The organism is Streptomyces sp. P3, from assembly GCF_003032475.1.
Lineage (GTDB): Bacteria > Actinomycetota > Actinomycetes > Streptomycetales > Streptomycetaceae > Streptomyces.
On record NZ_CP028369.1, the window covers coordinates 1,737,185 to 1,761,886 of the forward strand.

A 24,702-nucleotide genomic window follows, 5' to 3' on the forward strand; every position below is an offset into this window, starting at 1 on the left:
TGCATGTCCCCTGGCACCACCACGCTCATCAGCGCCAACGGCGTCGGCATGCCCGCCTTGCCGCACTGGTTCCCTGCGCCTGCTGCCATCGCGGCTCTGCTCGCCGTCGTACTGTCCGTCGCATGGTCCCTGCGGAAGTACCGGCGGAAGCCGAGCGCGGGACAGCGCCGTAGCACCGCCGCGATCCCGGTCGCCGCCGTCGCCGCGATCGGCTGCACCGCCTACAGCGCGGACACCAGCTGGCGATTCGCCGCCGACTATCTCGACATGGGCAGCGCCGTCGAGCGCGCCGCGATGTTCGCCGCCGCCGAACTGGCGCTGTTCGCCACCGCGCTGATGGCGCGGGCGAACCTCAACGGCCCCAAGCAGGCGCCTGGGGTGCCCGGCACTCTCACATGGGTGATCACCTGCGTGCAGATCGTGCCCGCCTACGCCGAGTCCGGGCTGGTCGGCGGAACTGTGCGGGCCTTCGTCGGCCCGGTCCTGGCGGCAGTGCTCTGGCACCTGGCCATGGGCATCGAACTGCGCCACCGCAGCCCGCAAGCAGACTCCCGCAGCCTGACCGCCCTCCTCACCCGACAGGCACGCGAACGGCTGCTGGCTCGTCTGGGGATTGCCGACCGGGACGCGGATGCCGCCCGGATCATCCGCGACCGCGCCCTCGACCGGGCCGTCACCCTGATCCTCCGGGCGGAGACCATGACACCCGGCAAACGCACCAAGTGGCGAGGCCGGCGCCTCACCCGCCGCCTGCACCAGGCTCTGGAGCAGGCTGATGTCGACCGCGACGAGCACCAGGACGAGCTGCTGTTGCGCAAACTCGCCACCCGTCGGCAGGTCGCTGCCCTGGCCTCCATGCCATTGCCCGCGCGTTGGCCCGAACCCTCCGCACGCACGAGGGGCGGCTCCGCGACCGCCCGCCCGCCCGCTACGGCAAGAGAGCGGGCAGAAATTTCGGGCCCCCCGCCCTCCAATGTCGCGGGCGATGACGCCACCGACCGGGCAGCCCGCCCCCTGCCCGAAAATCGCCCGCAACAGCCCGCCCGCACCACCGTCGACCCGGAACCAAAACCGGGCGAGAGGCCGCCGGGCAACGGCCCAGGCACCGCCCCGCGGGCGGAGTCGAAGCGCCCGAGCTCTAAACCGCGCGCGACACGGGACCTCCTCAACAAATACGCCCGTGACCTCTTCCGCAAGCACGGACGTCTCTCCCGCGACCTGCTGGAGGAGGCCGTACGCAAGGACGGCTACAGCGTGGCCAGCGACACCGCAGGCGAGGTGGTCCGCACCGTCAAGGCCGAGCTGCCTACGGCGCCCGTCGACCACCCGCACTGAGACCACCCCCCAACGCCCAAGGAAAGCCACTCAATGCACGAATCGCACCACGAACTCCCCACCTCCCAGGAGGAGATGATCACCGACCCCGACAGCGCAGCAAGTTGTCGGATAAGGAGTCCTTATCCGGCCCCCGCCCTGGAGGGGGCGGAGGCGTCCGGCGCCGAGGCGGCACCGGAGTCGGCCGGCCCAGGGGGGCCAACCGGGACAGGGGGAGCCGAGTCGTCGTCGAGCATGCCGCAGCAGCAGTCTGCGCCGCGTCGCCGTCTGCGTGACAAGCAGCTGCGCGAGCGCCGCGTCCACCCTCGCTACAACGACGACGAGTTCGCCCTGATCGTGAATGCCGCTGCCCTGAGCGGCATGGCCCTTGGCGGCTACGTGGCCGAGTGCTCGCTCGCCGCCGCCCGCACCGACGACCCCACCGCAGCGGTCGCCGACTACCGCGCCATGGTCAAAGCGCTGATGGCCGCCAACGGGCAGCTCGGCATGATCGGCAACAACCTCAACCAGCTCGCCTGGCACCTCAACAAGGACGGTGCCTGGCCCCACCCCGACGCCGTCCAGCGGCTCCTGGAGCGCGTCGAGGCATCCATCGCCGAACTGGATACCGCCATCGCCCAGGTCACTGAAGGGCGGTGAGCGGGTGATACCCAAGATCATCCTGAGCGCGGGCCCGTATGCCACGCGCCGCACGATCGGCTACCTCTTCGGCAAGGGCCGGGCCAACGAACACGTCGACCCCCACCTGGTGGCCTCCTGGAACGGCTTCGCCCCCGACCCCGGCCGCAGCCCCCACCGCGATCCGAAGGACGCGATGGCCCAGCTCGTCGCCCAACTCGACCAGCCCGTGAAGATGCTGGGGGACAAGGCACCCAAGGACACCGTGTGGCACTGCCCCGTCCGCGCCGCCCCCGAGGACCCGATCCTCACCGACGCCCAGTGGGCCGACATCGCCCGCCGGATCGTGGCGGCCGCAGGCATCGCCCCCGAGGGGGACGAGCATGCCTGCCGCTGGGTGGCCGTCCGCCACGCCGACGACCACATCCACATCGCCGCCACCCTCGTACGCCAGGACGGACGACGCCCCGAGCGCGGCTACGACCAGCGCGCCGTCCAACGCGAGGCCCGCAAGATCGAAATCGACTACGGGCTCAGGCAGTTGAAGCAGGGGGACGGCACCGGTGCCAAGCGCCCCACCAGCAAGGAACACTTCAAAGCCAAGCGCCTGGGTCAGGACGCCGCCACCCGCGACGTGCTACGTCTGCGGGTCCGCCGCGCGGTCGCCGCCGCGGCCGACGAAGCCGAGTTCTTCGCCCTGCTGGAAGCCACCGACGTGATCGTGCGCCTCAAGCTCGGCCCCTCCGGCGACGCGCTGGGCTGCAACTTCGCCCTGCCCGCAGACACCAACGACAAGGGCGAGCCGGTGTTCTACGCAGGCTCCACGCTCTCCCCCGACCTGTCCCTGCCCAAGATCCGCAAGAGCCTCGCCACCACCGGTTCCGAACCGGCCACCGCCCGGTCGGGCAACCCGTGGCACCAGGCCACCGCCGCCGCCGAACGCATCCCCCACCACCTCGCGCACGACGACGACCGTGCCGCCCAGGGCCAGCTCGTTGCCCTGGGCACGACGCTGGACCTGCTGCCGGTCGCTGCTCCGGCCGCGCTGAGGACTGAACTCGAACGCGCCGCAGCCGCCTTCGAGCGAGCCACCCGCTCCCGCATCACCGCCGATCTCGCCAGCACCCGCGCCCTACACCGCAGCGTCCAGGTGATCTGGCGCGACCGCCCACAGGAGCGTGACGGCACGGGGCTGGCGATGCTCCTCGACGCCGTCCTCACCGCCGTGGCGTTCGCCGTGCACTGGCACCGCACCCACCAGCACGCCCAACAGGAAGCCGCCGCCGCACAGGCACTCGTCCACCTGCAGATCGCGTACGGGCAGGTCGCCGAGCCGGTCCTGACGGGCCTCGCCCAACGCACCCCCAGTGACCAGACCAAGCGCCGCTTCGCCCATCACCTCCAGGAGGCGGTCCCGGAGCACGCCGAACGCATCCTCAACGACGCCTCCTGGGACGCGCTCGCCACCGTGCTCGCCGAGGCGGAAGCCGCCGGGCACAACGCGGTCACCGTCCTGGACCAAGCCCTCGGACAGCGCACGCTCGACGACGCCCACAGCCCGGCCCGCGCGCTGACCTGGCGCATACGGCGCCTCGGCGAGCGTCATGCCCCCGGCCCCCGCGCCCAAGCGGCCATGGCCGGCAACACCGCACAACGCCCCGGTATCCCCGCAGCCCACCCCACGGCAGGTGTTCCGCTCCAGCAGCAGCCTCCCGCACGGCGGCGCTGACCCACGGCGCGCGGACTGTAGCCGACGATCCCCGGTTACCGAAACCGGGGATCGTCCGGAGCATTTGTGCCCCACCCCCGACTCTCACTTCCCGGAAGGAACCCCCTGCATGGCCCAGACCGACATCCGCCCCCGCGTCGTCATCCTCCTCGCCGACGTAGACCCCTCCCGCCGCGACGAACCCGGTCGCCTGTACCGCCGCGACGGCCGCCCCCTCACCGGTGCCGAGCACGACCTGTTCGCCACCAGCACCTCGGACGAGATAGCCATGGCCGTCGCGCACGGGCTGCCTGATGAGGCCGACTGGATGAGCGAAGCCGACCTGGTCGCGAAGGCCCTCGTCAACCTGTACATGAAGTACGCGTACCAGCTGCCCGACGACTCCCTGGACAGCGTCTACGACCTCATGACCGACGAGGACTACGCCGAGTTCGAGCGTCTGACCGACCTCCAAATAGCCCTGTACGCACGCGAAGAACACGCCGAACTCGAAGAAGACTGACCGACGACACACCAGCGGGCGGCGGTTCAGGACCACGCCCACCAGTCAGCGCCCTCAGCACCACGCACCCATCAACGTGGCCCCTGGCCCCACACATGTCGAAGGCCCGACCAGAAACACCGGCCGGGCCTTCGGCATGCACACGAACTCACACGGTCACACGGGCTTTCGCCACCGCCTCCTCCACATGGGCATCGACCAGCGCGGGCGAACCCGAGACCACCGCAACCACCATCCCCACACGAACAGCCGTCTGCTTAACGACCTGGCTACGTCCTCCTGCCGTGAAGGTAAGCAGTTGGCCCCACTGCTCGTCACCCAACCTCGGGGCGGGCACCTCGTGGGCGGTGACCGTGACGGCCGTGCTGTCGGCGAGGACCCGGTAGCTGGAGCAGGAGGTCATCGCCTCGAAGATCCGGCCCACGCCACTGGAGAGCTCGGCCGCGGTCCCGCTGTACAACTCCTCAGAGACCTCCGAGCCGGTACTGCTTGCGTAGGTGAAGGAGACCTTCGCCCTGCGCGGGAAGCCGAGGCTGCCGCCAGCCGCAGCGTCACCGCCGAGTTCGCTCACCGCGGGGCAGCCGGTCAACGTGACGTCATCGTGCCGACCGGGCTGCTCCGCCTTGCGGGCGTAGCCCTCGCCCAGGTCACCCTCGTCCAGAAGCCTCTTTGCCAGCGCGGCCGAGGACAACGGCCCCGCAGCCGGGGCGTTCCCGCCCTCCTGGCTTCCCGAAACGGAGGCGGAGGCGGAAGACATCGGGTCCGTGGCGCGGGCGCTGTCATTGGAGCAGGCCGTCAGGACCAGGACGGACACAGTGCCCAGGCAGAGCGCGGTCGTGGTGGGAAAACGCATGTGGAACCCCCATGTTGGTGCGGAGCGAACGGTCTGACCAACCCGGCTCTCCGGTGCCGGCGATGTCGAGGGGAGGGGGAGAGGGGGTTTCGGAGGAGTCAGTGGCCGAGATGGCGCAGCCCGTCCTCAAGGGTGGGGTGCCAGTGGTCGGCCGGACCGGAGTGGCGGTTGTACCAGGCCGCGTCCAGCCTCGGCTCCCTAGCCGTATGACCGGCACGGCAGCGCAGCCACACCGAGTCGTCGCGCAGGCAGAGGACAACCCAGTGCCGGTACGCGCCGCACGCGTGACACTCGTGTACCTCGCCGTCGATGACGAGCGGCTGGTCCCAGCGCATCATGAACCCGACGACGTCCTGGCGGGACGGCGCCCGACATTCCGGCGGCAGGAAGTCTGGGTCCAGCGCAGCGTCTGCGGCGTCCTGGGCGGTCGCGGCGGCCGAGCCGGACGCATCGGGCCAGGGCACTTCGGTGTGCATCTGCAGCAGCACCTGGCCCGCACGCTGAGCGTCACGGAACTCACGGTCGGCGCAAACACGGCGTCGGAATATTCGGAACATACGGGTCTCCTTCATTGCCATCCGGCGAGTCCGGGGAACAGCCCTCTCAGGGACATCGGCGCTCGGCGAGGAGCCGCACGCCAGCCACCCGTGGGGTGTGGGTCGTCAGCTGCGGCGGACGACCATGAGCCGGCCCTCGGCGTCCTTGGGCAAAGTGCGGCGGGACACCACGGCCGGCGAGGCCAGCGAGGAGGCGAAGGCGGCGACCAGATCATTGGGGACACCGGCGCTGAAACTGGCGCACCACAGATACGGGGCGCCGAGAACGGGTTCCGTCCACGCCTGCCAGCCCATCAAGCCAGGGCGCGGATCGGCGTCCTGGACGAGCGGCGGCTGCAGCCCCAGGGAGAAGGTGGCGGAGAACCCGGGGTCCATGGCGGTGGTGTGAGGACTGTCCAGGTCACGGACCCAGCCCTGGGCGCCAAGCGCGTTCAGGACTGTCTCGGGCCCCTCGTAGCCGATGTCGGGCGCCTCGCGGGTGTCGACCGCAACGAGGAGGTCGGCGAGTGCCTCATACGGGATACCGGCGGTGAAGTACGCGTTCCACGATGTCATCACGGAGTCGGCGTCCGGGCGGGCACTCAGTTGCCAGGCCACGGGCAGCCCGCCCAGTTCGAACGGGTAGGCCGCGAGGACCCACTCGGCACCGCACAGCCCGTCCGGGTCCACGTACAACAGGGTGTCGCGGGAGGTGGGCCACATGCGCCAGCCGAGACCGGTCAGGGCGGACCCGATCTGCTCGGCGAGTACGCCGTCGTCACCAGCCAGGTGCCGAGGGGTGACCCAGCACAACGGCTCCTGCGAGTCGGGGCTGAGGGGGTCGCTGGGGTGGTGCGGGTACAGGGGCGCCTCCGTGGGTTCGGGGGTGGGTGTTCTGGCGGGTGTGTACGTTGACATGGCTTGCGGCCGGGCACCAGTCATTTCCGGGGATTTCCTGTCTGCCAATGGCGAACTGTAAAGAAGGCGGACAAATTTGCCCTCGCGCGTAGGGGTCAACCCCTCGTTCTGCCTGAGTACGGAAGAGGCAGACGGCATGACGACGAGCGAGTAAACCGCGTTCCTTCATGCGTCTCTGGCTGCGCGCCCGTCTATTTGATTGCTGCTGTCACTGCCCGCTCCGTATCCTGCTGGGCAACGCGTTGACGGAGACGAGTATCCGCAGATCACGCGAGCAGAGAGAGCCGCTGGAAGCTGGGAAGGCGGTCTCGCGTCCCGTGGTGAAGACCCTCCTGAGCGCGGGGAGGAACGACCCCCGTCTGGTGGTCCAATGCCCCGCCGGCCAGCCCCCGTCACTGGGCCTGAACGAGGTCGTCACCATGTGGCGGCGAAAGTGCGGTGGTACCGCGAGTTGCCCTTCTCGCCCGCACTCCCAAGGGATCATGACGACGTCCTTCGGAGGACCGAATGATCCACAGCCGCGTACCCGTTTCCGACCTGCGAGAACACGTTGGCCGTACCGTTTCCGTCTGCGGATGGGTGAACACACTCCGCCTGCAGCGCCACATGCAGTTCGTCATCGTGCGCGACCACACCGGCATGGTGCAGGTGGTCCACAAGCGCGACAACGGGCCGCTGGAGGCCCAACTCGAAGCTCTCACCCCCGAGTCCGCAGTCAAGATCTCAGGACGCGTCGTCGACGCAGCCCAGGTCAAGCTCGGTGGCCTCGAAATCGTCCCCGAGGCTGTCGAGGTTCTGAACCCGGCCGCGACGCCGCTGCCCATCGACGAGCACACAGGGCTGGAGCAGAGGATGGACTGGCGCTTCCTGGACGTGCGCCGCCGTCCTGCCACTCAGCTCCTGTTCGCCGTGCAGACCACACTGGAACAGGGCATGCGCGAGTACGCCTACGCCCAGTGCGCCACCGAGATGCACACCCCCAAGCTCATGGGCACCGCCTCGGAGTCCGGCGCTGAGGTCTTCGAGGTGGGCTACTTCGGCCGTAGCGCCTACCTGGCGCAGTCGCCGCAGTTCTACAAGCAGATGGCGATCGCGGCCGGCATCGACAAGGTCTTCGAGATCGGGCCGGTCTTCCGCGCGGAGCCGTCGTTCACCTCCCGGCACGCCACCGAGTTCACCGGCGTCGACGTGGAGTTGGCGTGGATCGACGGCGTCGAGGACGTGATGGCGTTCGAGGAGCAGATGCTCGCCCATGCGATTGCCAAGGTCGCCGACGCGCACGGCGAGGCGATCGCCGAGCACTTCGGGGTCGAGGTCACCGTGCCCACGACGCCCTTCCCTCGCATCGCCATGGCCGACGCACAGGAGATCCTGCGTAAGGGTGGCTGGGACCCGGCAGGGGACAAGGAAGACCTGGACCCGGAAGGCGAGCGGAGCATCTCGGCCCACATCAAGGAGGCCACCGGGCACGAGTTCGTGTTCATCACGCACTACCCGGTCGGCATCCGGCCCTTCTACCACATGCGGGCTGCCGACGACCCGAGCGTGACCCTGAGCTTCGACCTGCTCTGGAAGGGCTTGGAGATCACCACCGGCGCGCAGCGCGAGCATCGGTCCGACGTGCTGCTGAAGCAGGCCGCGGAGAAGGGCATGAGCCCCGAGCCGATGCAGGACTACTTGAGCGCGTTCCGGTACGGATGCCCGCCCCATGGCGGCCTCGGCATGGGTCTCGGGCGGGTGCTGATGGTGATGCTCGGTCTGGACTCCATCCGCCAAGCCAGCTTCCTCTTCCGCGGGCCGAACCGGCTCACCCCGTAGCCAGCCGCACTGACAATCCGGGCTTGAGCAGCTTCCAGCGCCTCCTCTCAGCTGGCCAGTCCGCCCCGCCCCCGGCCTTCGGCCGGTGGGGCTCGGACGAACCGATCAGGACGCCCACCTCGTGCAGCCGCTCCAAACTCAGGCCGTAACGGGGTGGGCAGCCTGAGTAGAGTTCAGAAACGGCAGGACGGCGGTGGGTACCCTGCAGTCGGATTATGAAGTGGCTGGTGGCTACCGCCCGTACTTCGGCAAACAGGCGCCTCTCACCGCGCCACTGCTACGGTCGCGTCCATGACGCTCTCGGTCTCCACGGGTCAGGCTGTCGACCTACGTGTACAGCCGGTTGACGAGGTTCTTGACCGCGTCGAGCGGTCTCTCCAAGTGGGGTTGCTCCCAGAGACGATGGTGCGTAAGCGCCGATCCGTGGGGGCCAGAACAGACCGCGACACCTGGGTTCGGATCGAGCGGCGCCTGCTCGACAAGATCTCCGACCAAGGGTGGAACGGGACTGAGAGTGCCGCCCGCCTGAAGGGCATCGCCCAGCCCGAATGGCACGGAAGTGTCGTCTGGCGGGCCACGGACGGGCCGGTGATGTGGCGAGCCGACGAAACCGATCTCCTGCCAGGGGCTCCTGTCGGAAACGCCATCCTGAGTGAAGCCCCGGAGCTGCCGGACGACTGGTGGGGCGCACTGAACGCGTCGTTGGACGCGCTGGCGAAACAGAGCACGAGGCGGGTCGCCACGCCGGACACCGAGACCGTCACCCAGGCCCTTGTCACCGAGTCTGTCCGTGGTGTTTTCTCCGGCGATTTCGATACGACCATCGAGCAGTGGGTGCCGGCCCACGCGGACTTGAACTGGGCCAACATGACGGCTCCGGCGTTCAGTCTCTTCGACTGGGAGGACTGGGGTAACGCGCCGCTGGGGCTGGACTCGGCCTCGCTGTGGGCGAGTTCCCTCGCTGTCCCGGCTCTGGCCGATCGCGTATGGCACGAGCGCCGGTCCGACTTCGAGAGCCGGGACGGCAAGGTGATGACGCTGTTCGCCTGCTCGAAGATCCTCGGGCCGTACGCGCACCCGGAAGACCCTCGGCTGGAACCCGCCCGGCGCATGGCCGAGCAGGTCATCCAGGTGCTTCAGGCCGACTGATCGTGTGAACGGTCTCGCAGGAGACTCCGGTACTCCTGGACTGTTCGTTCCTCGACCTCGCCGACAAGGGCGCCGACGAGTTCGCCCAGATGGGCGGGCTCATCAGTGCCCACAGCCACAGTACCGACTCTCGGCAGGTGATAGGCGGCTATGAACGCCGCCTGCACACAGGAGAGTTGACGGCTGTCACCGAGGAAGACACGGGGATCGATCTTGGCCCACACCGAGTCGCTGGTGCTGCCGCCGAAGGGGCTCATGCCCCATACCTCGCTGGGGTCCAAGTCCCACGCCCTGATGAGGGCGTCCGCGGCATCCAGCGCTCTGACTCCGACCAGAAGGCCGGCGCGGACCATGAGGGTCGCCGGCCTCGGTACGGTCGGGCCGATCAGTCCCACCAGGGATGACGGTTCCCAGGACGCGATGCCCCAGGCGGCACACAGGCCCTTGCTCGTGGCGTCATCGAGGGCAGCGCACGCTTCTGCCAGCACCTCCTGGCCATGCGAGCCGGCCTCGCGGAGCGAGTGTTCCGGATTGTGCAGGAACACCAGATCCGGCTCCTGCCCCAGGTCACCGGCCGCCTGTTCCACGGCCGCGTGCAACCGTATGGGGTCCAGGGAGTGCCCCGCCCCGCCCGGTCCCGGAAAGTAGCCCACCTTCGTGGAGACGCTGAACTTCGACAGCAGGTCTCCGGCCGTCTGCGCGAGGACCTGATGCGAACGGAAGCCGAGGTAGTTGGTGCTGGTGTCGAGTGTCGTGACGCCGAGGTCGAGCGCCCCAGTCAGGACCCGGCGTTCGTGACGAGACCGGTGTAGCCCGAGAACAACTCGGGGGTCAGCACCGCGCACAGCTCCTCCTTCACCAGGATCTCAGCGACGTCCGTTACTTCGGCCCCGGCGACGGCCGCAGCCTGTTCCAGCTCGACCGGCTTGCCGCTGAGCAGCAGACGAAGTGCGGGCAGTGCCTTGGCCGCGAGGGTGAGCGTCTTGCCCGAGGCCACGATGTCGACGGTCTCTCCGTGCTCCTGGATCTGGGGCGGGAAATGGGTGGTGCACACCACGGCGTCGAGCGGCCCGAGTATGTCGAGGAACGGCACGTGCCGAGGCAGGGCCGTCGCCTGCCCGTACGTGTCCAGGAAGTCGGCCGGCGGTCGCTCGCTGACCAGCTGGGCGGCGGCCTCGGTCAGGGCGTCGGTGCCGGTTCCGTGTCGGCGGTCGAGGTCGTGGCGGAAGATCTCGTGTTCGCGGCACCAGTCGGCCAGCCATGCGAGCCAGCTCGCCCCGGTGCGCTTGGTGATGCCGAACGTGACGTGAAGGCTCTTGCCGGAGCCGCTGCCGGTCCGTGTCGCCTGGTGCCAGTGGCCCCGCGGAATGTGCATGACGTCGCCGGTCCGCATCAGACCAGACCAGATGATCTCGTCGCTCGGCGTGCTGTTGGGGTCGGCGTCCCGGTACATCGGGACCGCGCGGGAGGTCGCGCGGACCTCCCACTCCTTCTCACCCGCGAGCTGGACGATGACGACATCGTGGTCGTCCCAGTGCAGGGGGAAGCCGGAGGCGTCGTTCGTGGTCAGGTACGCGTTGACCTGGACTCGCTCGCGGGACCACCACTGCAGGGCCCGGCAGGCGACCTCCATCGTCGGATCGAAGACGTTGGCCTGGTCCATGATCACCGTCGCTCCTTCGCCCAAGAGCCTGCCCAGGCTGCGCATGTTGACCATGGAGATGCTCTGGCCGCGGGGGCTGACGCTGTCGGTGTAGTAAATGGCCGGGTGGACCTCCTCGCCCTTCTGGAAGCACCGGAACTGCGGGCGGTTCAGGCTCCTGCGCATCGCGATATCGAGCAGGCGGTTCGGGGTCATGATGCGGGAGACGAGGGTGGCGTCGTCCATGCTCCCGCGGACGAAGTCCTTGCCCAGCTGCTCGGCCCCGCTCCAGCCGAGTGCTGCCTCGATGGCGCTGATCAACCGGTGTTCCATCGTGTGTCCTCCATGGGTTCGGCCACTGATGCGGACACAGCGGGGGCCGACGCGGCCGACCACGCCGGCCCCCACCGCTTGGTGCCTACTCGCTGTCGTGCAGGTTGCCGTCGCCACCCGGCCACGGCGCGTCGCCAGAACTGCCCTGGTTGTCCGACCGGAGGCTGTCGTAGCGGTCATGGACGGCGGTCAGCTCTGTCACCGCCACCAGGAGGCCGCTCCGGGCCGGAGGCGGTGTCGTGGGCTCTGTCACCTCGTGCTCCTTCCTTTTCGGTTCTCCCGCTGGGAATCCGACGGGAGGTCGATGGCCGCCCCACGGCCGTGGGAGGAGGGGTTGCCGTGGGGCGGCGGTCATTGGGCGCGCGATGAGTGGCAGTCCGGCGCCAAGGGCAGGGCGGGTCAGTGGTGAATCGGCAGGCCGCCGATGTCCTCGCGCATATTGATCTCCAGAACGCGCTGGTCCAGCTCATACAGACAGGCACGGCAGGCGTAGAGGGCCGCGTGCATGCCGCTCGACCGGACGGGCCCGATCCACGTCACCTCGACGTCGTCACGTCCGCACCACAGCCAGCACTCGCCGCGCGCCTGCCACTCGTGGCGGTCCCATAGCGCGTAATCAGTGGGCTCCCTGGTGACGGGGTCGATGTCTCGGCGGGTGGGCCGGAAGACCACGTCGGGATCGGGAAGCGGATTCGCTCGTAAGGTGTGCCGCCCCATCACGCGACCACCAGAGTGAGCGACTCAGGCTCGGCTACCACGCCGTGCTTCGGCCGTAGCGCGAATAATCTGCGCAGAACAGCGGCTCGGATGGCGGGCGCCGCCTTGGGAAGCGCGATCTCCGCCCATACGCGCTTTCCCTGGCCGACTGGCTCCCAGGCACACCGAGAAGCGAGAAACTCGACCAGTGCCAGGCCGCGCCCGCTCTCGTCGTCGGCCTGGGCACAACTCGTCTGTGGGGCACCGGGATTGGCATCGAGGACGTCGATCACCAGACGGCCGGGGCGGTGGTGCAGTGTGACAGTGACGGGCCCTTCCCCATGGACCACGGCGTTGCTGACGAGCTCGGAGGCGACGAGACGGATGGCGTCAGCCGTCTCGTCGTTCAACGGCACACCCCACGCACGCACCTTGTCGACGACCGTGCGCCGGGCGAGGGAGACTTCCCTTTCCTCACCCGCGAGGACGAACCGATGGACGAGCGTGGGCATGGCGGACGCCTCCGAGGAGTTGGAGAGCGGCTCCGTCCCCGACGGGGAAACAGGGGCGGAGCCGCCGATCTGAGAACCGTTCCGGGAGCGGTCGCGATGTGCGGCTCCGTGGACGGCTGATATTCAGTCAACGGCTCCAGCCAGCAAGGCGGAACGTTTCTAGGGGGTTCCTCCTGGGGACGCCCTCCCCGTACGCGGCCACGCGAAGTAGCCTCCCCACTACGCCGCGAGGGGGATGACGGGAGTGATGACATGCCTGGTGAACCGTTGGCGGTCCACCCGCTGAGCTTCCTCCGGCAGACGCGTGGATGGGGCAAGGCCGAGTTCGCCCGACTCATGCAGGCGCACGGGCGGTCACTCGGAATCCCGCTCGCGACCAACCGGACCACCGTATGGAAGTGGGAGCAGGGGCAGGAGCCGGATGCGGACGCCCAGCGCGTCCTCGCCGACCTGCTGCGCGTCCCGTACGAGCAGGCGCGCAAGGAAGGTTGGCCCCGATGGCTTCCGGTCTGGGAGGTCACGGGACTCACCGCCCCGTGGACCGAGGCCGGTACCGTTGAGGCGTTGTCCGAACTCGTCGGGAGTGGCCGCATGGATCGCCGGGGCTTTCTCACCATCACCGGCGCCGCCCTGACGGGCCTCGCGGCGAGCTGGGTGGACGCGCCGTCCGCCTTCGCGTCGGCCCTGGGCGGGGATCAGGTCACGGACACGATGGTCTCGACGATCGAGCAGCGCATCAGCACGCTCCGCACCCTCGATGACCAACTCGGCGGCGCTACGCTCCTGGAGCAGGCGCGCGGCGATCTCGCCCTTGTCACCGGCCTTTTGAGCACGGGGAGGTACACGGAGAACATTCGACTGCGCCTCTACACCCTGGCAGCCCGGGTGTCACACCTGACCGGCTGGATGGCCTACGACGCGGGGCTGCGGTCCGCCGGCCAGCGCTATTACGTCGGCGCCCTGCGCAGCGCCCGTACCGCTGGCGACGACGCGTTCGGCGCCTTCATCCTCGCGGAGATGGGCGTCCACGTCTCCGAGGCCGGACGCACCGCAGAGCGCGTCGACCTCATCTCGACCGCCATCGACAACGCCCCTCGCACGCTGTCGCCGTACACCCAGTCCTTCCTCTACCTGCACAAGGCCGAGGCGCTGTCCCGCGACGGCGACCACGCGAAGGCCGGAACAGCGCTCAACCGCGCCGTGTCCCACTGGGAGCGCCACACGACGGAGGAAAATCCGGACTGGCTCAACTGGTTCGGCGAGGCCCAGCTGAAGTCGACCGAGGGCAAGGTCCTGCTGCGATCCGGACAAGTGGAGCGCGCCACAGGCTCCCTGGAGACCTCCGTGAAGAGCGCGGCTCCCCGGGACAAGGCTGTACGCTCCAGCCGCCTGGCCGAGGCCCGGCTCGCCGGCGGTGACCTGGACGGGGCGCTCGACGCCGCGAACTACGGCACAGAACTCCTGGAGAGCAGTGTCAGTTCCGTACGGGCTCTGGACCGCCTGAAGGAGTTCTCCGCACACCTCGAACCGCGCAAGTCCGACCCCGCTGTCCGCGAGTTCCGCGAGCGCCTCCAGGCCGTGCCCGTCGCGGCGTGACCGTCATCTCTCGGACTTCGAAGCCGAGCCCACCCCCTCGAAGCGCGTAGTCCGAATGCCAGGATGGAGGGCATGACGACGATCCACGGTGAGGTCGCGGCTGGGTTCGAACCGGTGCGTGAGGCGTTCGCAGCGAACTTCGCCCAGCACGGGGACATCGGCGCGGCGGTGTGCGTGTATCAGTACGGCCGACCGGTGGTGGACCTGTGGGGAGGCATCGCCGACCCCGAAACCGGTCGACCGTGGACGCGGGACACGCTGCAGCTCGTCTACTCTGCGACCAAGGGGGCGACCGCGACCGCGGCACACATGCTGGCCGAGCGCGGCGCGCTGGACATGGACGCTCCGGTGGCGAAGTACTGGCCGGATTTCGCCGCGAACGGCAAGGCAGACATCCCGGTGCGCTGGCTGCTATCCCACCAGGCTGGCTTGATCGCGCTGGACCAACCGGTCCCACTGAACGAGGCGTTGACCTGGCACCCGATGGCGGCCGCGCTGGCCGCTCAGCGTCCCCAGTGGACTCCGGGCACGGCGCACGGCTACCACGGCCGTACCTGGGGCTGGCTGGTCGGCGAAGTGATCCGCCGGGTGTCCGGCCAGACACCGGGCCGCTTCTTCGCCGACGAGATCGCCGCCCCCCTCGGACTGGACTTCTTCATCGGACTGCCGGCTCATGAACGCGACCGGGTGAGCCGCATGGTGTACCAGCGCCCGGCTGTGGATCTCACTACCGTGCCCGTCGAGTCGGTTCCTGAGGAACTCCGCGAGCAGGTTGCCGCGTGGCGGGATCCGAAGTCGTTCAGCAACAGGGCGTACGCGGTCACCGACCCCGCCGCGATCGACTTCGACTCACCCGAGGTGCAGGGCGCAGAACTCCCCGCTTCTAACGGCATCGGCACCGCACACGGCCTGGCGCGCATGTACGCCGCGCTGATCGGCGAGGTGGACGGTACGCGCCTGGTTGCTCCGGAGACCCTGGAGTCAGCGACCAAGGAGCAGGCCAGAGGGAAGGACCAGGTGATGCTGATCCCGAGCCGATTCAGCACCGGATACATGTTGCCTACTGAGACCAACCCGATGATTGGGGCAGGCTCTTTCGGCCACACGGGACGAGGCGGCTCGCTCGGCTTCGCCGACTTGGAGCACGGCGTTGCCTTCGGTTATGCGATGAACAACGTCATCGGGGGAGCTGACGATATGCGTGCGCACGCGCTGGTAGACGCGGTGCGAAGGTCGCTCACCTAGGTGCGCGTTGTCTGGACAGCAGGTGCTATCCCCGCACGCATCCGAGCCAACCCGCTCGGCCACCAGGCCCAGGACGTGCGCCTGCTCCTCGTCCTCCAGACCATGCCGGACTGTGAACGCGTTGGCCCAGTCGGCGAGTGTTCCCCGTCGGTCCACGAGTGTGTTGTCGAGTTCGAGGAGAACCAGAGGGCGTCGCACATCTCGCACCATAGTGCTGCAGCGTGTTAGTTCTTCGAGGTCAAGTCCCCTGTAGTGGCGTAATCGTGTCTTCTACGGCTGACTCGGCCGATCATGTGGCTTCTGCGGAGTCCCGCTTCGAGCCCGAAAATGTGTGGCAGCGCGCCCATGCAGCCGGGAGGCCCGGCTCCCGAAAGACACGTCACCGCTACTGATCCAGTCGAGGACGAGGACACACGCACCCCGAGGGTGGAAAATGGGTCGTCCGGGACTCAGCGGGGGGAAAGACACGCGTGCACGCGCAGGAGACCACGTTCAACGAACTCGTCCAGGGCGAGAAGCAGTATCAAGTGCCGCTCTATCAGCGCACCTACAGCTGGCAGCGGGATGAGCTGCGGCAACTCTGGGACGATGTCCAGGAGTTGGTCGAGGAGCACTTGGAAGGACGACCCACCGCGGCGCACTTCCTCGGTTCCGTGGTGCTGGCCCCCGGCCGGATCACTGCCGGCGGCATGCAGCGTTGGCTCGTTGTCGACGGCCAGCAGCGGCTCACCACCCTCATGCTGGCCTTCACGGCGTTGCGCGACCGCCACCGGGAACGCGGCGCGGAGCAGAAGGCCGAGCGCATCCACGACCTTGTGCTCGTAAATAAATACCGGAGCGGCGACGACCACTACCGGCTTCTGCCCACGCAAGCGGACCGCGACTCCTTCACCGCCTGTGTCGAGAGCTCACCCAGGGCGGGCGGCCCAGGCAACGTGGGCGCTGCCTACCGGTTCTTCCTGGGCGCCCTCGCAGAAGGCGAGGAAAACGCCGGTGAGACGTGGACGGACGCGGTGGAGACCGTGCTGAGCGGTCTGCTGTCGATCGTGGAGATCACCGCGTCGGAGGGCGACAACGTCTACCGAATCTTCGAGTCGATCAACAACACCGGGGTCGGACTCAGCCAGAGCGACCTCCTGCGCAACTACCTCTTCATGTGTCTGCCGACCCGGGGCGAGTCCGTCTACCAGAATCTGTGGCTGCCCATGCAGGAACGGCTGGGCCCTGCCAACCTCGAACTCCTCGTCTGGCTCGACCTGGTGGTGGCCGGCAACAGCCGGGCCAAGCAGAGCGAGATCTACCGGGACCAGAAGAAACGCCTGGAGCCTCTGAGCTCCGACGAAGCGGCCCTGGAGGCGGAGATCGCCTCCCTGGCCCGCCGGGCGGAACGTCTGATGCGGATCCTGGAACCCGAGAGAGAGCCCGACCCGGAACTGCGCGAAGTACTGGAGAGGCTCTCCCGGTGGGGCGGTCAGACCCACTACCCGCTGGCACTCCATCTGCTCGACCGCGTGGACGACGGGCAAGCCACACCGCACCAGGCCGCCCGGGCACTGGTGTACGCCGAGAGCTACATGGTGCGGCGCCTGTTCACCGGGCACTCCACCACGGGCAGCAACCGGGTGTTCATGGAGATGGCCAAGGAGATGGAGAAGGACGAGGACCCGGCCGAGGCCGTAAGCCGCTTCCTCTCGAAGAGCAAGACGGGTGCCCGCGTCTGGCCCGACGACGACGCTGTCCGCGAGGCAATCCGTACCCGCCCGTTCTACAAGGCGGGCCGCAGCAACCAGCGGTTCCAGGTGCTGCGCAGGCTGGAGGAAAGTCACGGAGCCAGCGAACCGGTCGACTACGCCAAGGCGCACCTGACCGTCGAGCATGTGCTGCCGCAGAGACCCGCACACCAATGGCTGGACCTGCTGGCCGAGGAGACCGAGGACGGACAGGGCCCCGAGGAACTCCACGCCCTACTGGTCCACACCCTCGGCAATTTGACTCTCTCGGCCGACAACGCGAAGCTCTCCAACCATCCGTTCCGCCGCAAGCAGGAGATCCTGGACTTCAGTTCCCTGCGGATGAACCAGGAGATCGCGGGGCGGGAGCGCTGGGGCAAGGCGGAGATCCTCGATCGTGCCGCCGCCCTCGCCGACCGGGTGGTGCGGTTGTGGCCCGGCCCCGTCGCGGGCACGGTCCCGGTGGACGACGAGTGGTCCGGCTGGAAAGAGCTGCGGGCCGCGCTTCTCGCCATGCCGGCCGGGACGTGGACGACGTACGGCGATGTCGCGGCGCTCATCGGCACCCACGCCGTCGCGGTCGGCCAGCATCTGGCATCCAAGGTGGGCCTGCACGGCGCCTACCGAGTGCTGACAGCAGACGGCCGCGTCGCGGCGGGCTTCAGGTGGCCGGACGGCCAGGACCTCGGTGATGTACGAACCCGTCTGGAGGCCGAGGGAGTTTCCTTCGACGCCCCGGGCCGAGCCCGCCGATCCCACCGCCTGACCACCTCCGACCTGGCGGCCCTGCTGGGCAAGGACGTCTCCGATGAGGCCGAGCCGACACCGCAGGCCGACGGAGATGAGCAGCTGTCGGCTGCCGGCCGGTTCGAAACGCAGCTGCGCGACAACCAGACCGAAGAGACCGTCGACGGCGTCATGAACGCCCTGCGCTTCTGGGAGCAGCAGGGCGGTCATCTCGCCTACGGCCGAGCGAGCGAGACCAGTTGCTTCCCCACAGTGCGCTTCGGCAACGCCCCCGCTTCCCGAGAGCTGTGGCCCCTGGCTCTCTACCCGGTCTCCGGCACCGTCGAGGTCGTGTTCCAGTATCTGAAGAAGCGGCCCCCGTTCGATGACGAGCCGCTGCGGCGCGAGTTGATGAACCGCCTGAACGGGATCGATGGCATCGACCTGGCCGAGGCGAAACTGGACCTTCGCCCGTCCTTCGCGGTGGAGGTCTTCGCCGCGCACAGCGAGGAGATCTGCGCGGTGCTGGAGTGGTTCGCGCATACAGCGGCCCTGGCAGAGGCCCGCCGTATGGTGGACGAGAACCCGGGCACTCCCTGACGCCCTCCGTGCCCCCGTTATGTTCTTCGCGGTCCTGCAAGAGGGCCGCTGGCCTCCGGGCCCGGCATGACTGTGTCCCCCTGTCGAACGGATGACCTGGGGGGTGGTGTCACCGGGCTCGGGAGGTGCCGTCGGAGACGCTGATGAGAGGTCCGGCCACCGCCCGGTCCGGCGCAATGCCGGACAGCTCGCGGGCGGCAGGTCTGCATAACGTGGATGCGCGCGCACGACACCACTGCCGAGGCCGGCACGCTCAACACCCTGGAAAGGGCGCGATGTTCGACACCGAAGACGTGGGCGTGTTCCTCGGCCTGGACGTCGGAAAGAGTGCTCACCACGGCCACGGGCTCACCCCGGCCGGGAAGAAGGTCCTCGACAAGCAGCTGCCCAACAGCGAGCCGAAACTGCGGGCCGTCTTCGACAAACTCAAGGCCAAGTTCGGCACCGTCCTGGTGATCGTGGACCAGCCCGCCTCCATCGGCGCCCTCCCGCTCACGGTCGCCCGGGACACCGGCTGCAAGGTCGCCTACCTGCCCGGACTCGCGATGCGGCGGATCGCCGACCTGTATCCGGGCGAGGCCAAGACCGACGCGAAGGACGCAGCCGTGATCGCGGACGCCGCCCGCACCATGCCGCACACCCTGCGCTCGCTGGAGCTCACCGACGAGATCACCGCCGAACTCACGGTTCTCGTCGGCTTCGACCAGGACCTCGCGGCCGAGGCCACCCGCACCTCCAACCGCATACGCGGCCTGCTCACCCAGTTCCACCCGTCGCTGGAGCGCGTCCTGGGCCCCCGCCTCGACCACCAGGCCGTCACCTGGCTGCTGGAGCGCTACGGCTCCCCGGCCGCACTGCGCAAAGCCGGCCGCCGCAGGCTCGTCGAGCTCATCCGGCCCAAGGCCCCACGCATGGCCCAGCGGCTGATCGACGATGTCTTCGAAGCGTTGGACGAGCAGACCGTCGTGGTCCCGGGCACCGGCACCCTCGACATCGTCGTGCCCTCCCTGGCCCGCTCGCTCGCCGCTGTCCACGAACAGCGCCGGGCCCTGGAAGCCCAGATCAACGCCCTGCTGGAGGCCCACCCTCTTTCCCCGGTCCTGACGTCGATGCCCGGCGTCGGCGTCAGGACCGCCGCCGTCCTGCTGGTCACCGTCGGCGACGGCACCAGCTTCCCCACCGCCGCCCACCTCGCCTCCTACGCCGGCCTCGCCCCGACAACGAAGTCGTCCGGCACCTCGATCCACGGCGAACACGCACCCCGAGGCGGCAACCGCCAGCTCAAACGCGCCATGTTCCTGTCCGCCTTCGCCTGCATGAACGCCGACCCCGCCTCCCGCACCTACTACGACAAGCAACGCAACCGCGGCAAGACCCACACCCAGGCCCTCCTCCGCCTCGCCCGCCAACGCATCAGCGTCCTGTTCGCCATGCTCCGCGACGGCACCTTCTACGAATCCCGCACACCCGCGGACGTCGAGCTCGCCGCATGACCCCAGCAAGACCGAATCACCCCAAAACCGACAGGGGCGCCTTGACGAAGGACATAGAGGCACCCCCCCCCCAGTGGAGTGGGGGGCTACGGCACTCTGCTGGCCCCACGCACGTCACACATGGGGCCAGCAGTCATGGCTTGCGGGACCTATGAACACTACGGACGCGGGTTGACGACCGGCGCTAGGAATGGGCTCGGCGTCCCGTGCCAGGACACCCGCAGCGCCTCGCGCGCCCGCGTGCACGCCACGAATAGCAGGTTCAACTCGCCGTTCAGGTCCTCCTGGTGCTGCTGGGCGTCGACCTCGACCGCGGTGACGGCCGACTTCATCGGCACGGTGCCGTCATTCACCCCGGCGACGGCGACGCAGCGGAACTCCAGCCCCTTCATCCGGTGCATGGTGCCGATCCGGACACCGGCGCCACCGCGCCCGGCGCCGAGCACGCATGCGGCGAGGCCGACCTGCTCCAGAGCTTGGGCGATGTCCCGCCCTAGCTGAACGTAGCGCACCGCCACCCCGATGTCCTCGGCCTGCACCCCTGCGCCGGTCCAGTCCCGCACACGGGCCACCAGCGCCTGGATTTCCTCAGGCTTCGTGGCATACCCGGCCGTCTCCGGTCGCTCTCCGTGCATGGTGGAGCGATACCCCGCCAGCGTCTCGTTCCCGCCGTCCATGTCGTCCGGCTCCTCACCGGTGAGCAGCGAGGCGGACCAGGCCAGGATCTCCTGTGTGGTGCGGTAGTTGATTCGGAGTCGGTGCGAGCGGCCGACGACCTGGATGCCGAGCGAGCGCAGCGACACCCGGTTCCCGTAGATCCGCTGGTAGGTGTCCCCGGCGAGAAACAGATCGTCCTGACCGGGAGCAACTAGGGCCCGCAGGAACCGCCACTGCGCGGGCGGGTCTTGCGCCTCGTCGATCACGACATGGTGGTACGGCCGCTGTTCCCGGCCGTCCAGGACACGTGCCGCCTCCGCACACACCTGAAGGAACGTCCACTCGCCCGCCTGGCGCAACTGCTCCTCGAAAGCGGAGACGGCCCGCCACACCTGAAGGCGTTTCAGCGGTGGGAGCGCGGTGCCGCGGCCGGTGCGCGGCGCCTTCAGGTACTCCTCCGGTTCGGTCAGGGCCTGGGCGAGGACGATCTGACGCCACTCCTGGTCGAGGAAGACGTCCGTGAAGTCGATCCCCAGCCGCTGCGCGATGCTCGTCCAGCGGGCGGTGATCTCCTTCTGGTCGAAGACCAGTTTCAGCGGGGCGCCTCCGCGCTCCGCCCGCACGATCTCGTTGGCCAGGGCGTCGACGTTGACCACCCGGATCCTCGCCCGGACTTCCTCTTCCTCGACCAGCAGCGTCAGACAGCGCTCCAGTTCGGCCGCGAGATCCCTGGTGAAAGTGGTGAGCAGAACGCACCCGTCGGGGGCGCCCTCGGGTAGTTGCCGGGCCAGGTGGTACGCCCGGTGCAGGGCGACCACCGTCTTCCCCGTGCCCGGCCCGCCGGTGACGCGGGCCGGCCCGGCGTAGCCCTCGTGGTACGCCACTCGGTACTGGCTGGGGTGCAGGAAGACCCGCCAGGCGTCGAACGGCCGCTCCAGGATTCCCTGCAGCTCGACGGGGCCCGACACGAGCGCGACCCGGCCACGGGAACGGGCCATCGCGGTGCCCAGCTCGTCACCGTCGTCGGCCGCGGGGGTCCGCGCGGCGGTCCGGGCGTACGCCTGCACCAGTTCCCGGTCGATCGCCTCGGGCTTCATGCCGGTCGCGAGCCCCAGCAGTACGTCGTACTGATGCTCCGGCAGCACCTTGTGCAGTGCCTCCAGATGATCCTCGTCCGGGATCAGCCGGATGATCGGCAGAATCTCCTCGTCCACACCGAGACTGCGCAGCACCTTGTCCGGGTAGTCGGAGGCGGGGAACAGACGGGTCGGTTCCTCGGCGGCCAGCGCACGCAGCCCCGCCGTGGCCCGTTCCAGGGCCACGTCGTTGCGTATCTCGATGCCTTGCGTCGCCTCGTTCACCGACGCGCGGTGCTTGGCGGCCCAGTCGTTGGCCTTGTCATGGGGAAGGACCTTGAGCAGCAGATAACTGTCGCCCGACTCGCCCTTGAGGACGACGCCGCGCCAGAAGCCCGTAATGCGGATGGTCCGAAGCCGTGGATCTTTCTGGTGAGTCAGCTTCTCCAGGTGTAGCCCAGTGTGCGTGGCTGTCGCGAACTTCTCGAACACCTCGAAGACCCGCTTCTGGACCGGTTTCTCCAACGCCGCGAACTCCAACAGGAAGTCCCGGTGCATCCCCAGCGTCGCCATCCCGCGCCCCTCCAGAAGAGTACGATCACCTTACTGACCGGCTCCGATTCGCGAGACCGGTCCGTACGTGCCAAGGCAGCCGGATCGCCTCGATCGCCGTCCGTCTGCGGCGCGGGTCAGTTGACTCGGCGGTTGCCGGGTGGAACCTCACTCCGATGCATCCCCACGACGACGGAGCCCGGCCCGCTGGCGGACAGGCTCTCGCGTATCAGGTCGATGACGTAGTCCCAGCCGGTGCCGCGCGTGCCGATCCATCCGTCCCTGAGCAGCGTGGTGAAGGTGGTGTTGTTCAGGTACCGGGGAACCGACTCCTCGACGATGCGTGTCCCGCCGGACGGCCCGTCGGCTTCGGGGCGTTGAAGCAGTTCCTGGAAGTGCTCCCGCGTCAGATACATGCCGGGGATGAGAGCGGCGGAGTTCATCATGAAGGGCGTGGTTCGGCACAGTTTGACCATGCTGGGCGTGGGGACCAGGCGTGGATCCCCCAGCGTCGTCGGCCCCTCCTGGCTGGTCCGAGCCCACTCGTCCTCGGCCTTGCACTCGTCGTCGACGGTCTCCATCCGCTTCAACTCCCGCTCGCCGGTGGCGTCGTGCCAGTACACCCAGCCGGGCCCGCTCTGACGCATCCGCTTGTACTGGACCATGGCCACGCTTCGGGCGTGCTCGTTCACGTAGATCATGTCGACGCCCATGACGGTCTCGGCGTTCGTGCGGTTGGCGTTGTACACGAACAGCCGATGGTGGGATTCGGAGCTGCGGCGATAGATCCGCCAGCCGACCTGCACGGCGTCTTCGCCCTCCATGCCAGGGAAGCGCAGGTAGTCGTGGACGATCTGCTGGTCCTCGATCTGCCGGAGGTCGGGCATCCCTTCGATGAAGGGGACGGATCGGGAGCGAGGATCGTCCCCGCTGAGCGGCTGCTGCCACGCTTCGAGTGGATCGCGGTCCGCGCCGAACGTCTCCATGACGGTGCCCATCGCGTCCTTCTCAAAGCTCCGCTGTTCTCCTTCGCGACCTGTAGGAGGATTGGCCCCCAGGCTGTTCTCCAGGCCATCCAGCGTCTCGTTCAGTTCCGGCCGCAGATGCCGGATGGCAGCGAGCAGGTTGTCGCCGGCCGCGGGAGACAAACGACCGTCGTCCTTGAGGAATCGGCGGCTGGCCCCCATCGCGCCCTCAAGGTCGACGAGCGGCAGCGGAACCCGGAGTGCGGTGAAGTCGCGGGCGAGCAGGGCGCGTTCGTAGGTACCCGACCGCCTGCCTGGGAAGACGCCGCCCACCCCGATGATCCTGCGCTGCTCATAGCGGGCGTGACGGTCCGTGAAAAAGGCGAGGCACCAGACGCGCGGCTTTCTCCAGTCTTTGTATGGATACGCGAAGGTCCGCTCACCGCGGGTCAGCCATGCCGGAGGCTTTTCGGGGAGCCGCTCCGTCATCAGCGCAGTGCTGTGCACCAGAGCGACGGCGACCATTTGTGACCTCCTGCATCATGTGAAACCGGAGGCTCAATTGTTGGCCAGGTTCCGGCCGTCAGGGCTAAGTGGCCGTCAACCGGCCATGCAAATGGCGATGATTCGACGGTGACGGGACTTCATCAGGCACCTGGCCACCGCGCGAGAACCCCTCGGCGCTGCAACTCCCTTATGTGTTCCGCCATCCGTCCCGGCATGGGACCGCCGTTCAGCAGCACGCCCGCCTCGATGTTGCGCTCGGCGCCGGCCGCCGTGAGGTTGGCGCTGGAAAGAAAGAGGATCCGGTCGTCGGCCACCGCCAGCTTCGCGTGCAACCGGCTTCCGGGAGTGGGGCGTTGACCCGACGGCCAGTGCCAGAGCCGCAGGCCCGGTACGCGGGAGAAGGCATCGGCCGGCTCACGCCCGGAGAGTAGCCCGCCCGCGCCTTCCAGCGTCTCCACGACGATGTCCACTGTGACGCCCCGGGCCACAGCCTCGAACAGCGCTGCCGTCAGCGGTGCGTACGAGCGGGCCGAGTAGGTCACGGCGACGAGCCGGTGCTCTGCGGCGCCGACCACCTCCGTAAGCACCTGGGCGGTAGCGCGGCTGGGTGTCCCAGGCGTGGAAGGGCCGCTCCACACCGCACGGGCCTCGGTGTCCTCGCGCTGCCGGGTCCAGGCCGCCGCGTAACCCCGCAGATACGCCGCTGTCTCCGCCGAGGGAACGCCGTCCTCCGTCATCGACGCCAGCAACGCCGACACGGCTTCCAGCGCGGCCGGCGTCTGAAGCCTGCCGCGGATGTACGCAGGGGAGCGGCCCTGGGAGAGGAGCGTGGCCAGCGCCTTAGTCCGTGTGGGCCCGAGCGACGCGGCGGCCATCGCTGCCGCCGCCTCGAAGCGTCTGCGGCTCACCTGGTC

Annotated in this window: 21 protein-coding genes and 1 pseudogene; 10 read left to right on the top strand and 12 right to left on the bottom strand. The window is 68.7% G+C overall.

Annotation, left to right across the window (positions count from 1 at the left end; all coding sequences use genetic code 11):
• Window positions 1-3 precede the first annotated feature (3 nt).
• The 4 genes from C6376_RS07795 (at window position 4) to C6376_RS07810 (ending at window position 4,184) form a co-directional block, all read left to right on the top strand.
• Window positions 4-1,335, top strand: coding sequence for a hypothetical protein (locus C6376_RS07795; RefSeq protein ID WP_173985598.1), 1,332 nt, complete (start codon window positions 4-6; stop codon window positions 1,333-1,335).
• A 234-nt stretch (window positions 1,336-1,569) separates the two neighbouring features.
• Window positions 1,570-1,974: a plasmid mobilization relaxosome protein MobC gene (gene mobC / locus C6376_RS07800; RefSeq protein WP_173985869.1), complete on the top strand. Its 405-nt coding sequence runs from the start codon at window positions 1,570-1,572 to the stop codon at window positions 1,972-1,974.
• 4 nt (window positions 1,975-1,978) lie between these two features.
• The gene (locus C6376_RS07805) at window positions 1,979-3,682 is read left to right on the top strand and encodes a mobilization protein (RefSeq protein ID WP_107442739.1); all 1,704 of its coding nucleotides are present in this window, start codon (window positions 1,979-1,981) and stop codon (window positions 3,680-3,682) included.
• Window positions 3,683-3,791: 109 nt separating this feature from the next.
• The gene (locus tag C6376_RS07810) at window positions 3,792-4,184 is read left to right on the top strand and encodes a hypothetical protein (RefSeq protein ID WP_107442740.1); all 393 of its coding nucleotides are present in this window, start codon (window positions 3,792-3,794) and stop codon (window positions 4,182-4,184) included.
• A gap of 148 nt (window positions 4,185-4,332) precedes the next feature.
• Here C6376_RS07810 and C6376_RS07815 read toward each other — a convergent pair whose 3' ends face one another.
• The 3 genes from C6376_RS07815 to C6376_RS07825 form a co-directional block, all read right to left on the bottom strand.
• A complete protein-coding gene (locus C6376_RS07815) occupies window positions 4,333-5,037 on the bottom strand; it encodes a hypothetical protein (RefSeq protein WP_107442741.1) in 705 nt (234 codons plus the stop codon).
• 98 nt (window positions 5,038-5,135) lie between these two features.
• The gene (locus C6376_RS07820; protein ID WP_107442742.1) at window positions 5,136-5,594 is read right to left on the bottom strand and encodes a hypothetical protein; all 459 of its coding nucleotides are present in this window, start codon (window positions 5,592-5,594) and stop codon (window positions 5,136-5,138) included.
• Between the two features lie 105 nt (window positions 5,595-5,699).
• Entirely contained in the window at window positions 5,700-6,491 is a 792-nt protein-coding gene (locus tag C6376_RS07825) for a DUF317 domain-containing protein (protein WP_107442743.1), read from the bottom strand.
• Between the two features lie 507 nt (window positions 6,492-6,998).
• Here C6376_RS07825 and aspS point away from each other — a divergent pair.
• Window positions 6,999-8,309, top strand: coding sequence for an aspartate--tRNA(Asn) ligase (gene aspS, locus C6376_RS07830; protein ID WP_107442744.1), 1,311 nt, complete (start codon window positions 6,999-7,001; stop codon window positions 8,307-8,309).
• Here aspS and C6376_RS45080 read toward each other — a convergent pair.
• Window positions 8,299-8,510: pseudogene (locus C6376_RS45080) on the bottom strand (flavoprotein); the annotation flags it as partial. The gene aspS and the pseudogene C6376_RS45080 sit on opposite strands and share 11 nt — an antisense overlap.
• A gap of 90 nt (window positions 8,511-8,600) precedes the next feature.
• On the opposite strand from C6376_RS45080, the gene C6376_RS07840 reads away from it, so the two are divergent.
• Window positions 8,601-9,458 (top strand): hypothetical protein, encoded by an 858-nt coding sequence (locus C6376_RS07840; protein ID WP_107442745.1) that lies wholly within the window; start codon window positions 8,601-8,603, stop codon window positions 9,456-9,458.
• Here C6376_RS07840 and C6376_RS07845 read toward each other — a convergent pair.
• From C6376_RS07845 to C6376_RS07860, 5 genes are all read right to left on the bottom strand, one after another.
• The gene (locus C6376_RS07845; protein ID WP_107442746.1) at window positions 9,446-10,303 is read right to left on the bottom strand and encodes an aldo/keto reductase; all 858 of its coding nucleotides are present in this window, start codon (window positions 10,301-10,303) and stop codon (window positions 9,446-9,448) included. The genes C6376_RS07840 and C6376_RS07845 overlap by 13 nt on opposite strands.
• On the bottom strand, window positions 10,237-11,433 hold the full coding sequence (locus C6376_RS07850; protein ID WP_107442747.1) for a cupin domain-containing protein: 1,197 nt from the start codon (window positions 11,431-11,433) through the stop codon (window positions 10,237-10,239). The genes C6376_RS07845 and C6376_RS07850 overlap by 67 nt, the downstream gene beginning before the upstream one ends.
• 85 nt (window positions 11,434-11,518) lie before the next feature.
• Window positions 11,519-11,686, bottom strand: coding sequence for a hypothetical protein (locus C6376_RS44375; RefSeq protein WP_173985599.1), 168 nt, complete (start codon window positions 11,684-11,686; stop codon window positions 11,519-11,521).
• Window positions 11,687-11,832: 146 nt separating this feature from the next.
• Window positions 11,833-12,105 (bottom strand): hypothetical protein, encoded by a 273-nt coding sequence (locus C6376_RS07855; protein ID WP_254075872.1) that lies wholly within the window; start codon window positions 12,103-12,105, stop codon window positions 11,833-11,835.
• A gap of 44 nt (window positions 12,106-12,149) precedes the next feature.
• On the bottom strand, window positions 12,150-12,641 hold the full coding sequence (locus tag C6376_RS07860; RefSeq protein ID WP_107442749.1) for an ATP-binding protein: 492 nt from the start codon (window positions 12,639-12,641) through the stop codon (window positions 12,150-12,152).
• A gap of 252 nt (window positions 12,642-12,893) precedes the next feature.
• Here C6376_RS07860 and C6376_RS07865 point away from each other — a divergent pair, with 252 nt between their 5' ends.
• The 4 genes from C6376_RS07865 (at window position 12,894) to C6376_RS07885 (ending at window position 20,031) form a co-directional block, all read left to right on the top strand.
• Entirely contained in the window at window positions 12,894-14,237 is a 1,344-nt protein-coding gene (locus C6376_RS07865) for a transcriptional regulator (RefSeq protein ID WP_107442750.1), read from the top strand.
• Between the two features lie 72 nt (window positions 14,238-14,309).
• Window positions 14,310-15,482 carry a serine hydrolase domain-containing protein gene (locus C6376_RS07870; RefSeq protein WP_107442751.1) on the top strand — a complete coding sequence of 391 codons (1,173 nt, stop codon included), beginning with the start codon at window positions 14,310-14,312 and terminating at the stop codon, window positions 15,480-15,482.
• Between the two features lie 470 nt (window positions 15,483-15,952).
• Window positions 15,953-18,538: a DUF262 domain-containing protein gene (locus C6376_RS07880; RefSeq protein WP_107442752.1), complete on the top strand. Its 2,586-nt coding sequence runs from the start codon at window positions 15,953-15,955 to the stop codon at window positions 18,536-18,538.
• 275 nt (window positions 18,539-18,813) lie between these two features.
• Window positions 18,814-20,031, top strand: a complete 1,218-nt coding sequence (locus C6376_RS07885) for an IS110 family transposase (RefSeq protein WP_107442753.1) — start codon at window positions 18,814-18,816, stop codon at window positions 20,029-20,031.
• A gap of 158 nt (window positions 20,032-20,189) precedes the next feature.
• Here C6376_RS07885 and C6376_RS07890 read toward each other — a convergent pair whose 3' ends face one another.
• The 3 genes from C6376_RS07890 to drmC all read right to left on the bottom strand — a co-directional run bounded on the left by C6376_RS07890 (window position 20,190) and on the right by drmC (window position 24,696).
• On the bottom strand, window positions 20,190-22,337 hold the full coding sequence (locus C6376_RS07890) for a 3'-5' exonuclease (RefSeq protein ID WP_107442754.1): 2,148 nt from the start codon (window positions 22,335-22,337) through the stop codon (window positions 20,190-20,192).
• Window positions 22,338-22,453: 116 nt separating this feature from the next.
• Window positions 22,454-23,806: a hypothetical protein gene (locus C6376_RS07895; protein ID WP_107442755.1), complete on the bottom strand. Its 1,353-nt coding sequence runs from the start codon at window positions 23,804-23,806 to the stop codon at window positions 22,454-22,456.
• Between the two features lie 122 nt (window positions 23,807-23,928).
• Window positions 23,929-24,696 (bottom strand): DISARM system phospholipase D-like protein DrmC, encoded by a 768-nt coding sequence (gene drmC, locus C6376_RS07900; RefSeq protein ID WP_107442756.1) that lies wholly within the window; start codon window positions 24,694-24,696, stop codon window positions 23,929-23,931.
• Window positions 24,697-24,702 lie beyond the last annotated feature (6 nt).